Genomic DNA, 12,430 nt, shown 5'->3' on the forward strand with positions numbered 1-12,430 from the left:
CCGGCGGCGCCCAATGCCGCGCGCCCGATTGTCCGGACGGGACAACCAGGACGCAGAATGGAGGGATGGAGCCCAGCCCAGGAGACCGGTTCCTGCGGTTGCTGATCGAGCACACCGACGACCCCGTGCTGCTGGAGGCGACGGTCCGCGCCGCCCGCGGCCGGTCGGAGCTGGTGGCCGCGCTGCCGGAGGAGGAGACCAGGCGGCACACCCGCGCCCTGGTCCACGGGGTGCTCGCCGCGCTGGAGGACGGCGAGCCGGGCGAGGAGGTCCTCGCGGCCGCGGAGCGGCTCGGCTCGGACCGGGCCCGGCAGGGCGTGCCGGTCGCGGCGTTCCTGGACGGCTTCCAGGCGGGCCGCGCCCACCTCGTCCGGGCCCTCGTCGCCGACGGCCGCCGGATGGGCGTCCCGGACGCGGCGCTGCTGGACGGCGTGACCCGCATCGACGAGATCACCACCGCGCTCGTGCGGCGGATGGTCCACGCGCACCGGGTCGCCGAGCTGGAGATGGCGCGGACCGTCCGCGAGGGGCGCCTCCAGATGCTCCGGCAGCTGCTGCACGGCGAGGCCGTCCCCGTGCTCGCGCCGCTCGACCCCCGCGCCGCCTACCACTGCGTGGTGTCCGACGTCAGCGACCCCGCCGTGGCGGGACGGCTGGAGTCGGCGCTCACCGCCGCCGGGCCGGGGCTGTGCGGGCTCGTCGACGGGCGGCTCGCGGCCCTCGTCGCCCGGCTGCCCGGGCCGCGGGGCCCGCTCGCCGGGCCGTCCGGGCCGCTGCTGGTGGCGGCCCCGCCCGCCCGGCCCGGCGAGGTCGCCCCGATGTACGCGCTCGGTCGGCGGGCGCTGCGGGCGGGCGCCGCCGCCGGGCTCACCGGCATGCGGGAGCTGGCCGACCTCGCGCTGCTCACCGTCACCGAGGCCGAGCCGGAGCTCGGAGGCCTGCTCGCGGGCGCGCTGCTGGCGGGCCTCGACCCCGGCGAGCCGTTCCACCGGGAGCTGGCCGAGACCGCGCTGGCCTACCTCGACCACGGCGGCCGGATCGAGCCGACGGCCGCGGCGCTGCACGTCCACGGCAACACGGTGAAGTACCGGATCCGCCGCTTCCAGGAGCTGGCCGGGCGGCCGCTGCTCGATCCCGGCGCGGGCGCGGCGGTGTCGCGCACCGCGAACTGGTGGTGGGCCCTGCACCGCTGGCTTGCGGGGTCCGGGACGTGAACCGCCGCGGCGGCATGTATCTATTGGTGGGAGTGTTCCGCGGGGGACGCCCGAGAGAGCGGAGGAGCCGGTGAACGCACCGAGGATCGGCGCCGTGATGTGGCCCATGCAGTCCTGGCCGGAGGCCGGGGAGCTGTGGCGGCGTGCCGAGGACCTCGGCTTCCGGCACGCGTGGGTGTACGACCACATCGCCTGGCGCGGGACGACGCCCTGGTACGACGCCTACACCACGCTCGCCGCGGCCGCGGCGGTCACCTCGCGCGTCCGCATCGGCACGCTGGTGACCTCGCCGAACTTCCGGCATCCCGTGCCGACCGCGCACGCGATCAAGACGATCGACCACGTGAGCGGCGGGCGCCTGACCGTCGGCATCGGGGCGGGCGGCACGCGCCGCGCGTCCGACGCCGGGACCATCGGCCCCGACTGGAGCCCGGACGAGCGCGCCTCCCGGTTCGCCGAATGGGTGGAACTGCTGGACCGCCTGCTGACCGGCCCCGAGACCACCTTCGAGGGGGAGTTCTACACCGCTCGCGAGGTCGTGCAGGAACCCGGCTGCGTCCAGCGACCCCGGGTGCCGCTCGTCATCGCGGGGAACGGCCCGCGCGGGATGCGTGTCGCCGCCCGGCACGGCACCGGCTGGGTGACCAGCGCCCACGGCGCGGGAGACGAGCCGTACGGCATCGTCCGCTCCCGGCTGGACGCCCTGCGCGCCGCGTGCGACGCCGAAGGCCGCCGCCTCGACGATCTCGTCCTGCTGACCGGCTTCAACGAGGAGCCCTGGCTGGAGTCGGCCGGCGCGTTCGCCGACCTGGCCGGCCGCTACGCCGAACTCGGCATCACCGAGATCGCGCTGCACTGGCCCCGCCCCGGCTCGCCGTTCGAGGCGGACATGAAGGTCTTCGAGGCGATCGCCGCCGAGCACGGCGAGCCCCGCTGATGCCGTTCGTCCTGCTCGGCCTCGCGATCGCCTTCGAGGTGACGGCGACGCTGGCGATGCGCGCATCCGAAGGCTTCACCCGGCCGGGTCCCTCGGTGATCGTCGTGGCCGGGTACCTGATCTCCTTCGTCTTCATGGCCAGGGCGCTGACGTCGCTGAACGTCGGGCCCGTCTACGCCATCTGGTCCGCGCTCGGCACGATCGGCGCGTTCGCGGGCGGTGTGCTGCTGTTCGACGAGCCGGTCAGGCCGCTGACCATCGCGGGCGCCGTCATCATCGTGCTCGGCGTCGTCGTGATGAACCTGGGCGGCGGGGTGCACCAGGGCTGACCTCGGGGCGTGTTCGCCCGGCTCAGGCCTCGGCCGGCGTGGAGACGCGCTGCTGCTCCAGCTGGCCGCCGATCAGCTCGGTCGGCGTGCAGCCCGACAGCGTGCGGAAGTCGCGGTTGAGATGGGCCTGGTCGTAGTAACCGCAGGCGAACGCGGCCTCGGCGATCCCGGCGCCGCCGAGGAGCAGCCCGACGGCGCGCTGGAAGCGCAGCACCCGCCCCATCACCTTGGGCGGCAGCCCGGCCTGCTCCCGGAACCGGTGGGTCAGGTGCTTGCGGCTCCAGCCGACGTCGGCGGCGAGGTCGGCGACCGACACGGCGCGGTCCCCGTCCAGCAGCCGCCACGCCCGGACCACCTCCCGGTCGGGGGCGGGGCCGGCGTCGAGGCGGCGCAGGAGGAAGGCGTCCAGGATGGCGAACCGCGCGCCCCAGGTCGGCGCGTCGCCGAGCCGCTCGACCAGCGTCCGCGCCTCCCGGCCGAGCAGGTCGGGCAGGTCGGCGGCGGCGTTGGTGAGCCGCGCCATCGGGACGCCGAGCAGCGTGTAGGCGCCGAGCGGGGTCACGTCGAGCTGGATGCCGCGCTGCCCGCCGGGGCTGAGGTACATGCCGTGGCCGTCGTGCATCCCCGCGACGAACGATCCGTACGCGCGGTCGGCCACCCCCGGGTCGGGGACCTCCAGGTGGAGCGGCGGGCCCAGGTTGAGGATCATCACGGTGGTGCGGGTGGGCAGGGTCCGCATCCGGGACGGCACGGCCTCGGTCTCCCAGTAGCCGTCGTAGGCGCGCAGGAAGGGGCGCAGCGCGGGATGGGGGCGGCCCCGCGCCAGGCACCAGCCGCCCCGGTCGCTGAACTCGACCGGCCTGTCGCTCATGGGGCCAGTCCTACCACGTGAGGGTGACGGGACGGGCTACTCGTACACCTGCCCGCACACGGCGATGCGGGCCAGGTCCGCCCAGCTCATCGTGGTGATCGTGCGGACGTAGGAGCGCGCCGGCTGCTCCCCGGGGCCGGCCGGCAGGGGCACGCGGGCGCCGTCGGCCGCGTCCCAGCCGCCGAGGCTGCCCGCCACCGCGCACTCCAGGTACGTCGCCGGGTCGAAGTTGTACCAGCGGGCCGGGGTGGCGCGGGCGCCCGAGCCGGGCGGCCGGGGCGCCGGCACGCCGAACCGGGCCCGCGGGCCCGGGGGAGCGGACAGGAAGTCCTCCAGATCGGCGATCTGGGAGAGCAGGACCCGCTCCCAGTCGGCGTACCCGTCCGGCTCGTCGCCGGGCAGCGACAGGTCCTCGCCGCTCCAGGCGGGGTCGAAGGCCGCGGGCGGCGTGGTGGCGGCCGCCGCGAACATGGCCGCCACGTCGTCGGGCTCCAGGTGCGCCTGGCCGGCGAGCGTGGCGCCGACCTTCCACAGCGAGCGCAGGAACGCCGAAAGCGACCACGAGGCCGCCCTCGCCTCCTGGCCGAGCTGCAGGAACACCAGGTACAGGTCGCGGTTGGTGCGCACGGCGGGCCCCGGCGGGCCGTCCACCCAGTACATCTGCCGGTGCCGGACGCCGCTCTCCAGGACCATGACCTGGGCCAGCGCGGAGATCCGGGAGTCGTGCGCCGCGACGCGGAAGGCGTTGCCGAGGTCGTCCTGCCGCATGACGTCCCAGGTGTCCATCCGGCTCCTCCACGGTCGGTGCGGTGATCCACGCCCCCCGTCCGGAAAGTGTCCCATGTCCGGTGGGGGCGCGGCGGTCGCCGCGCCCCCACCGGAGGTGCTCAGGCCTTCGAGCGGTAGATCACCTGGAGCTCGGTGAACCCGTACAGTCCCCACGGGCCGTTCTCCACGCCGACGCCGCTCCACTTGAACCCGCCGAACGGCTGGTTGGGGGCGAGGGCCAGGTGGGTGTTGACCCAGGCGGTGCCGCACTCCAGCCGCCCCGCGACCTCCGCGGCCCGGTCGGCGTCGGTGCCCCACACCGACCCGGACAGCCCGAAGTGGGTGCCGTTGGCGCGCGCGATGGCGTCCTCCAGATCGGTGTACCTGACGATCGGCAGCGCGGGGCCGAACTGCTCCTCGTCCACGATCCGGGTGCCGTCGGAGACGTCGGCGAGGATCGTCGGCTCGAAGAAGTAGCCGGGCCCGTCGATCGGCCCGCCGCCCGCCGCCGCGCGGGCCCCGCCCGCGATCGCGTCGGCGACCAGCTCGCCGACCCGCTCGTACTGCGGCCGGTTGTTGATCGGCCCGTACTGGACGCCCTCGTCCATCCCGTTGCCGACCCGCGCGGCCCTGGCGCGCTCGGCGAGCGCGTCCACCACGTCCCCGTAGAGCGCCTCCGGGACGTACACGCGCTTGATCGCCGAGCAGACCTGCCCGTTGTTCTGGAACGCGGCGCCGAAGAGCCTGTCGGCGACCGCGGCCGGGTCGGCGTCGTCGAGCAGGATCGCCGGGTCGTTGCCGCCGAGCTCCAGCGTGACGCGCTTCAGGTCGGGCGCCGCCGCGGCCGCGACGCGCTTGCCGGTCGCGACGCTGCCGGTGAAGCTGATCTTGCGGGGCACCTCGTGCGCGGTCATCCAGGCGCCGAGCTCGTCGCCGCCGGTGACGACGTTCAGCACGCCGGGCGGCAGGACGTCGCGCAGCACCTCGCCGAGCTTCAGGCTCGACAGCGGGGTGAACGGGGACGGCTTGAGGACCATCGTGTTGCCCGCGAGCAGCGCCGGGGCGAGCTTCCAGATGCCGAGCAGCAGCGGGTAGTTCCACGGGGTGATCGCGGCGACCACGCCCATGGGCCGGCGCACGACCTCCACCCGCGCGCTCGCGTCGTCCTGGATGACCTCGCGCGGCAGTTCGAGGTCGGCGAAGTACTTCAGCCACACGCCCGCGCCGACGACCTCCATGGTCGCGTCGGCCAGGGGCTTGCCCTGCTCCAGCGTGAGGATCCGGCCGATCTCCTCGGACCTGGCGAACATGACGTCGGCCGCCGCGAGCAGGGCCTTGCGGCGCGCGGCCTCGTCGCGGCGCCAGTCGGCGTAGGCGGCCTGCGCCGAGGCCATCGCCGCGTCGAGCTGCTCCCGGGACGCGTCGGGCGCCTGCTCGGCCACCTCGCCGGTGGCCGGATCGATCACGCCGAAGGTGCCGGGCGCGGTCACGGCCCGGCCGTCGATGGTCATCGAGAAGTTCTCGGACACCTGGGTCCTCCGCTCACGGGGTTTACCGAACGAGATTCAGTATTCCCCCTCGCCGTCCTCCTGACGAGGGGCCGGGGCCCCGGCGGCGGAACGGGCGGCCCGGGTGGGCGGCGTCGACCTGACCGGTTCCGGCGACATCCCGGCGAACGCGGGCCGGCGGAGAGAGGATCCCCCCATGCGACCACGTTGCACAGCGGTGTTCGCCCTCACCCTCGCCCTCCTAGGACCCGGCGTGGCGACGGCGGCGGCCGCACCCCAAGCGCCTCCCGCCCGCCCGGCCGCGCCCGGGCTGTCCGGCTCCCGCCCCTGCGCGGGGCAGCCCGGCTTCACCTGCTCGTTCCTGACCGTCCCCCTCGACCACCGCGACCCCGGGGACGGCCGGACCCTGAGGCTGCAGGTCGCGGCGGCGGACAACGCCCGCGCGCCCAAGGGCGTCCTGATGTTCCTGACCGGCGGCCCGGGGCAGCCCGGCGTCCCGTTCATCACCGGCATCTCCAAGCGCCTGCCGGAGCTGGCGGAGAAGTACCGGTTCGTCATGGTCGACCAGCGCGGCACCGGCGAGTTCGGCGCGATCGACTGCCCGCGGCTCCAGGCGCAGGTGGACGGCAGCGACATCGAACCTCCCACGCCCGAGGCGGTGAAGGAGTGCGCCGGCGTCCTCGGCGGCCGGCGGCACTACTTCACCACCGAGCAGACGGTCGGCGACCTCGACCTGCTGCGCCGCGCGCTCGGCGTGCGGACCTGGACCGTGGACGGCGTGTCCTACGGGACCATGACCGGCGCCGCCTACGCCGCGTCCCATCCGGGGAACGTCAGGAGGCTCGTCCTCGACTCGGTGCTGCCGTTCGTCGACCCGCAGGGCGACGACATGCTCTACCTCACCGGGCAGCGGGCCACCGCGCGCGTCCTGCGCGACGCCTGCGCCGCCGCGCCCGCCTGCGGCTTCGACCCGGCCCGCGACCTGGCGTGGCTGGCCCGGCACCGCGAGGACGCGGTGCTGATCTGGGACATGCTGGTGACCTACGAGTTCCTCGACCCCACCTACCGGGACGCCGGCGCCCTCGGCGGGCTGGGGGACGTGGTGTCGGCGATCCACGACGCCCGCGGCGGCGACGCCGCGCACCTGGACCGCCTGCTCCGGGCGCTCGACTCCGGCGGCGGGGACCCCGCCGAGTACAGCTCGGGCCTGCACATCGCGACGATCTGCGGGGACGGCCGGTTCCCCTGGGGGACGTCCGAGACGGCGCCGGCCCTCCGCGAGGCCGCGCTGGAGCGGGCGCGCGACCACCTTCCGGCCGAGGCGACCTGGCCGTTCACCGCCGACACGGCGGTCGGGAACGGATTCGTCCAGGAATGCCTGCACTGGCCGTGGGCGCGGCACACGGCCGAACCCCGCCGCGCCAGGCTCTCGGTCCCGGTCCTGCTGGTGAACGGCGACCGGGACCTGTCCACGCCGCTGGAATGGGCGCGGGAGGAACTGCGGTACGCCCCGCGCGGCACGCTCGTCGTGGTGAAGGGCGCCTCCCACTCCATCCAGAACCGCGAGCGGGGGACCCAGGGCCGCGAGGCGGTCTACAGGTTCCTCAACGGCTGAGCCCGGACGCCGACGGGCGCCCCCGCGATTCCGCGGGGGCGCCCGTTTCGGCAGGTCAGGCGGCGAAGATGCGGTCCAGGAGGTCGCGGTAGCCGCGCAGCGCCAGGCGGAGGCGCTCGGTGTCGGCGGGCCCGCCGCCGTCCAGCGCCTCGGTGAGCGAGCGCCGGTGCGCGGCGAGCGCGCGCCCGAGGGCGTCGACGGCCTCGGAGGCCAGGCCGTCCGCCTGCCGCACCGACTCGCCGGGGTCGTCGACGAAGGCGGCCTGGACACCGTGCCACCGCTCCCGGAACCGCTCGGCCTCGGCTGAGGCGATCAGCTTCTCCTGGACGCCGGTCGCGGAGCCCGGAGCCGTGCCCGGAGCGGCGCCTGGCGCCGTGCCCGGTGCCGGGCCCGGCTTCTCCGGAGCGGCGTGCTTCGGCTCCGTGCTCTGGACGGGGGTCCCGATCGGGTCGGTGTCCCGGGTGGTCGCCTTGACCTGGTTGGCCTCCTGGCTCGGGGTCTTGATCGCGCCCGCGTCCCGGACGGGGGTGCCCGGCCGGTCCGTGCCGCGGTGGGCCGGCATCGGGTCGGGGACGGTGTCGGGCACGGTCTCCGGTGCCTGCGTCCCGGGGGCGGCCGGGGTGGATCCGGCCACGTGCCGGTCGTCCGTCGCCCCGGGCCCGCCCGTTCCCGCGGCGCGGGCGCGCTCGCCGGTGAGCGGACCGGTGGCCGCGGGCGTTCCGGTCTCAGTTCGCCTGTGCTCCATCGGGTCAGCTCCTCATGGTTCGTTCGTCGCCGCGCCGCCCGGCGGCCGGGCCGGTGGGCGCGGCGGCGTGCCTGCCGTCGTGTTCGCCGCCCGCGGTGGGCTCCGCGGCGTGCTCTTCGCCCTTGCCGTGGTGAGCCTTGCCGTGGTGAGCCTCGCCGTGGGGGGCGAGCAACTCCTCGAACAGGGCGCGGTAGTGCACCATGGCCTGGCGCAGGTCCTCGGTGGACGCCTCCTGGGTCGTGGCCTTCCCGCTGATGGTGTGGGCCCGCCGGTAGTGGTCCATCGTGCGGCCGTGCTCGACCGACAGGTGGGCGACCTTCTCCTCGAAGCCGCGCGCCGGGTAGCCGCGCTCGCCCATCACGACCGTGACGAGCTGGTCGGCCTGCTCGACCGCCGCCTCGGGGGCGTCGACGAAGCGTTCCTGGACGCGGACCCACTGCTCGCGGTACTCCTCGCGGCGCCGGGGGTCGAGCTCGCGCAGCTCCAGCTCCTCGTGGCGCTGCTCGCGGGAGCGCAGCTCCCGCTCGGCGGCCGCGCGGCCGCCCTGGCGCTCCAGGACCCGGTCGTACTCGGGGCCGAACCGCCGCCTGAGCCGCGCCGTGCGGGACCGGGTCATGGCGAGGTACCCGGCCGCGGCGAGAACGGCGACGACCACCAGGGCGACGACGACCCATATCGCGGTCGACATTGTTTCCTCCAACGTGCTGTCGGATCGAATGAGACCGCGATGCCCACCCCACGGCGTTCAAAACGATTCGCCATAAAACGGTACGGATTTCCTGCGGCGTCTCCGGCGCCCGTGTTCTGATGGGGGCGCTACCGGAACCCCGCGCCCCGCGGCGGGCGCGCTCGAATGGATGTGATGCGCGGTGCGCCACGCGTTCGGCTTCGTCCTCGGCGTCCTGCTGACCCCCGCGCTGGTGTACGGCGCGGCCTGGGGGTACGTCCAGGCCGGACAGTCCTTCGACGGCACCGGACAGGCGATCACCGACCGCACGCGCATCTACGGCGCGTTCGCCCTGCTCGCCGCCGTGGGCCTGGTGACGGGCGTGATCATCGTCGCGCGGTGGGCGTCGCCGCTGGTCTCGCTGGTCCCGGCGCTGGCGCTGCTCGGCGCGTCCGCCTTCTTCCTGGCCGACCCCGGCCGCGCCCTCGACCTGCCCGGCAGGGTTCCGCCGGCCGGCGACATGGACTACGGCCTGCGCATGCTGCTCGGGTCGGGCGTGTACGCGATGATGGGGTTCGCGCTGCTGATGCCCGCCTGGGCGCCGCGGCGCTGGGGGTCGGGCCGCAGGGAAGACCGCGCCGACGCGGACTTCTACTCCGCCGTGGGACGCTGACGGGCCGGGCCCCCGCGCGAGGCCCGGCCCGCGTCACGGGGCCCGGTCAGGTCCGGCAGAGGCGATCAGCCCTGCTTCGCGTTGATGACGAAGTGCGTCGTGTAGGTCTCGGCCAGGTCGATCTCGCCCTTCTTCTCCGCCACCTCGGGGGAGAACTGCGCCAGCACCTTCAGGACGTTCTCCGCGGCGTCCGGCTTCATCACGCCGTCCCCGTTGAACATGCTGATCGAGTCGCCGACGGCCTTCTCGTACAGCGCCGGGTCGCCGCCCGCGTAGTCCTTCGGCATCTTCGCCGCGATCTCCGCCGGCTTGTGCTGCTTGATCCAGCCGAGCGTCTTGACGAAGGCGTTGGCGAGCTTCTGCACGGTCTCGCCGTGCGACTTCACGTACGCGCAGTCCATGTAGAGCGAGCTGGACGGGTAGAGCCCGCCGAGCGCCTGGCGGGTGCCGTCCTCGGTGCGCATCTCGACCATGACCTTGCCCTTGCCGGTGCTGACGAGCTTGGCGATGGTCGGGTCGGTCGTCATGCCGGCGTCGATGCCGCCGTTCTCCATCGTGGAGATGAACGTCTGGCCCGCGCCCGCCTTCACCGTCGTGTAGTCGGAGGTCTTGACGCCGTTGCGCACGGCCAGCGCGCGGGTGATGAAGTCGGTGGACGATCCCGGGCTGGTCACGCCGAGCTTCTTGCCCTTGAACCCGGCCGGGGAGGTCAGCGAGCCCGCCTTGGACGCCGTGACCATCTCCGCCTCGCCGGGCACGTCCGCCATCTGCACGACGCTCTGCACGCACTTGCCCTTGGTCTGCAGGTGGATGGCGTGGTCGTAGAAGCCGACGACGCCCTGGACGTCCCCGGCGATGAGCACGTTCTCGGCCTGCGCGCCGGCGGGCTCGGTGAGCAGCTGGACGTCCAGGCCCTGCTCCTTGAAGTACCCGAGCTGCTCGGTCAGCTTGGCGGGCAGGTAGATGACCTTGTCGATCCCGCCCACCATGATCTTGACGGTGCCGCCGGACCCGCCGTCGGCCCCGGACCCGGAACGGGAGTCGCGGCAGGCGGACAGGGACGACAGGGCTGTGAGGGCGGCGAGCGCGGCGGCGCCCGCCCGGAGGGAGGTGCTGGGCATGACGGTTCTCCTGGTCGTGCTGGTGAGGGGTGGGAAGGCCCGGGAGCGGGGGCCGGGCGGGGCGGGGTCAGAGCTGGACGTCGTGGCCGGACGCGGCGGGCCGCCAGCGCAGCAGCCGGCCCTCCAGCAGCGTGAGCAGGTACTCGGCGAGCAGGGCCAGCACGGTGATGATGATCATCCCGGCGTAGATCCCGGCGGCGTCGAAGGTGCCCTGGGAGTGGTTGATGAGCAGGCCGAGGCCCTTGTCGGCGCCGGTGTACTCGCCGACGATCGCGCCGATGATGGCGAACCCGAACGCCGAGTGCAGCGAGGCGAGGATCCACGAGGTGGCGCTCGGCACCACGATCGTCCACAGCACCTGCGTCCGGCCCGCGCCGAGGATCCGCGCGTTGTTGACCAGGTTCCGGTCGACCTCGCGGGCGCCCTGGAAGGCGTTGAAGAAGACCGCGAAGAACACCAGCACGAACGCCGTCGCGATCTTGGACTGCATGCCGAGCCCGAACCAGATGATGAACAGCGAGGCCAGGATGATGCGCGGGATCGCGTTGACGGCCTTGATGAACGGCGCGCACACGTCCGACAGGAACCGGCTGCGGCCGAGCACGATGCCGAGCACGACCCCGCCGGCCGCACCGAGCGCGAAGCCCGCGACCGCCTCCTGGAGCGTGACCGAGATCTGCTCCCAGATCGACCCCTGCGAGGTGCCCTCGGTGAACCAGTCGACGAGCCGTTCCCAGATCTTCGACGGCATCGAGTAGTAGAACGGGTCGATCCAGTGGCGCGCGGCCAGCTCCCACGATCCGAGCCAGACCGCCACGAGCGCGACCCGGACGCCGGTGATGCCGAGGGTGCGGCGCAGCCCGGCGGTGCGCAGCCGCGCGATCGCGGCCCGGTCGCCGTGGTCGTCCGCCGGTACGGCGGCCTTCGGAGCGGGCTCGGGCGGGCCGGTGGTCTCCGCGGCGGTCTCCGCGGTGGTCTCCGCCTCGCGCGTCCTCGTCTCACGCCGCATGTCCGGCCCCTCTCTCGCGGGTGATCTGGACCTCTTCGCGCAGCGATTCCCACACCTCGCGGTAGATGTCGAGGAACGCGCCCGTCAGCCGGACCTCCTCGGCGTCGCGCGGCCGCTCCAGCGGCACCTCGAACACGCCCTTGATCGTCGCGGGCCCCGCGGTCATGACCACGACCCGGTCGGACAGCACGAGCGCCTCCTCCAGGTCGTGCGTGACGAACACGACGGCGGCGCCGGACCCCGACCACAGGCGCAGCAGCTCGTCCTGCATGAGACCGCGGGTCTGGACGTCCAGGGCGGAGAACGGCTCGTCCATGAGCAGCACGGACGGCTCGTTGACGAGGGTCTGCGCGAGCGCCACGCGCTTGCGCATCCCGCCCGACAGCTGGTGGGGGTAGTAGCCCTCGAATCCGGCGAGGCCGACCCGCGCGACCCAGTCCCGGGCGCGGTCGCGGGCCTCGCGCTTGCCGGCGCCCCGGTAGCGGGGCCCCGCCGCGACGTTGTCGAGGACGGACCGCCACGGCAGGACGGCGTCGTTCTGGAACATGTAGCCGACCCCGTCGGGGATCCCCTCGACGGGCCGGCCGTGGACGAGGACGCGGCCCGCGGACGCCGGCTCCAGTCCGGAGACCAGGGACAGGGTGGTCGACTTGCCGCAGCCGGTCGGGCCGACCACGGCGACGAACTCGCCCGGCCCCACGGCCATGTGCAGGTCCCTGACCGCCGTGTGGACGCCGCCCGCCGACCGGAAGCGCTTGGTGGCGCCGTCCAGTTCGATCACGGGCCCGGCGGGCCGCCCGGCGCTGTCTGGCTTGGGTGATGCTGATGTGGACACGGCGGCACCGTACGAATGTGGCGCGCGTCACCGGAACCCTTGCCCGCGATGTGCTCGCAAGCCGCGAATCCCCACGTTGAGCGCGATAGCCGAGGTTCTGCGCGTTCTGCTCACGCGGGGTCTGGGCGGCCGGGCCGG

Annotated in this window: 13 protein-coding genes; 5 read left to right on the top strand and 8 right to left on the bottom strand. The window is 74.2% G+C overall.

Annotated elements, in window-relative coordinates:
- The first annotated feature begins 65 nt into the window (after positions 1–65).
- From BJY14_RS41805 to BJY14_RS41815, 3 genes are all read left to right on the top strand, one after another.
- The gene (locus BJY14_RS41805) at positions 66–1,214 is read left to right on the top strand and encodes a helix-turn-helix domain-containing protein (protein WP_179848647.1); all 1,149 of its coding nucleotides are present in this window, start codon (positions 66–68) and stop codon (positions 1,212–1,214) included.
- 70 nt (positions 1,215–1,284) lie between these two features.
- Positions 1,285–2,151: an LLM class flavin-dependent oxidoreductase gene (locus BJY14_RS41810; RefSeq protein WP_312879727.1), complete on the top strand. Its 867-nt coding sequence runs from the start codon at positions 1,285–1,287 to the stop codon at positions 2,149–2,151.
- The gene (locus tag BJY14_RS41815) at positions 2,151–2,480 is read left to right on the top strand and encodes a DMT family transporter (RefSeq protein ID WP_179848648.1); all 330 of its coding nucleotides are present in this window, start codon (positions 2,151–2,153) and stop codon (positions 2,478–2,480) included. The genes BJY14_RS41810 and BJY14_RS41815 overlap by 1 nt, the downstream gene beginning before the upstream one ends.
- Positions 2,481–2,502: 22 nt before the next feature.
- Here BJY14_RS41815 and BJY14_RS41820 read toward each other — a convergent pair whose 3' ends face one another.
- From BJY14_RS41820 to BJY14_RS41830, 3 genes are all read right to left on the bottom strand, one after another.
- Entirely contained in the window at positions 2,503–3,351 is an 849-nt protein-coding gene (locus tag BJY14_RS41820) for a helix-turn-helix domain-containing protein (protein WP_179848649.1), read from the bottom strand.
- 36 nt (positions 3,352–3,387) lie between these two features.
- The gene (locus BJY14_RS41825) at positions 3,388–4,137 is read right to left on the bottom strand and encodes a hypothetical protein (RefSeq protein WP_179848650.1); all 750 of its coding nucleotides are present in this window, start codon (positions 4,135–4,137) and stop codon (positions 3,388–3,390) included.
- A gap of 101 nt (positions 4,138–4,238) precedes the next feature.
- Positions 4,239–5,648, bottom strand: coding sequence for an aldehyde dehydrogenase family protein (locus BJY14_RS41830; protein WP_312879728.1), 1,410 nt, complete (start codon positions 5,646–5,648; stop codon positions 4,239–4,241).
- Between the two features lie 175 nt (positions 5,649–5,823).
- Between BJY14_RS41830 and BJY14_RS41835 the strand changes: the two genes are divergently transcribed.
- On the top strand, positions 5,824–7,242 hold the full coding sequence (locus tag BJY14_RS41835; protein ID WP_179848651.1) for an alpha/beta fold hydrolase: 1,419 nt from the start codon (positions 5,824–5,826) through the stop codon (positions 7,240–7,242).
- Positions 7,243–7,297: 55 nt separating this feature from the next.
- Here BJY14_RS41835 and BJY14_RS41840 read toward each other — a convergent pair whose 3' ends face one another.
- Entirely contained in the window at positions 7,298–7,987 is a 690-nt protein-coding gene (locus BJY14_RS41840) for a hypothetical protein (protein ID WP_179848652.1), read from the bottom strand.
- A 4-nt stretch (positions 7,988–7,991) separates the two neighbouring features.
- On the bottom strand, positions 7,992–8,675 hold the full coding sequence (locus BJY14_RS41845; protein WP_179848653.1) for a hypothetical protein: 684 nt from the start codon (positions 8,673–8,675) through the stop codon (positions 7,992–7,994).
- Between the two features lie 181 nt (positions 8,676–8,856).
- Here BJY14_RS41845 and BJY14_RS41850 point away from each other — a divergent pair, with 181 nt between their 5' ends.
- Positions 8,857–9,327 carry a hypothetical protein gene (locus tag BJY14_RS41850; RefSeq protein ID WP_179848654.1) on the top strand — a complete coding sequence of 157 codons (471 nt, stop codon included), beginning with the start codon at positions 8,857–8,859 and terminating at the stop codon, positions 9,325–9,327.
- A gap of 65 nt (positions 9,328–9,392) precedes the next feature.
- Here BJY14_RS41850 and BJY14_RS41855 read toward each other — a convergent pair whose 3' ends face one another.
- The 3 genes from BJY14_RS41855 to BJY14_RS41865 form a co-directional block, all read right to left on the bottom strand.
- Positions 9,393–10,448, bottom strand: coding sequence for an ABC transporter substrate-binding protein (locus tag BJY14_RS41855; protein ID WP_179848655.1), 1,056 nt, complete (start codon positions 10,446–10,448; stop codon positions 9,393–9,395).
- Positions 10,449–10,515: 67 nt separating this feature from the next.
- Complete coding sequence (locus BJY14_RS41860) at positions 10,516–11,457, bottom strand: ABC transporter permease (protein ID WP_179848656.1); 942 nt, start codon at positions 11,455–11,457, stop codon at positions 10,516–10,518.
- A complete protein-coding gene (locus tag BJY14_RS41865) occupies positions 11,447–12,292 on the bottom strand; it encodes an ABC transporter ATP-binding protein (RefSeq protein ID WP_218905834.1) in 846 nt (281 codons plus the stop codon). Before BJY14_RS41865 ends, BJY14_RS41860 begins: the two co-directional genes overlap by 11 nt.
- Positions 12,293–12,430 lie beyond the last annotated feature (138 nt).

Origin of the sequence: Actinomadura luteofluorescens (assembly GCF_013409365.1) — a bacterium.
Lineage (GTDB): Bacteria > Actinomycetota > Actinomycetes > Streptosporangiales > Streptosporangiaceae > Spirillospora > Spirillospora luteofluorescens.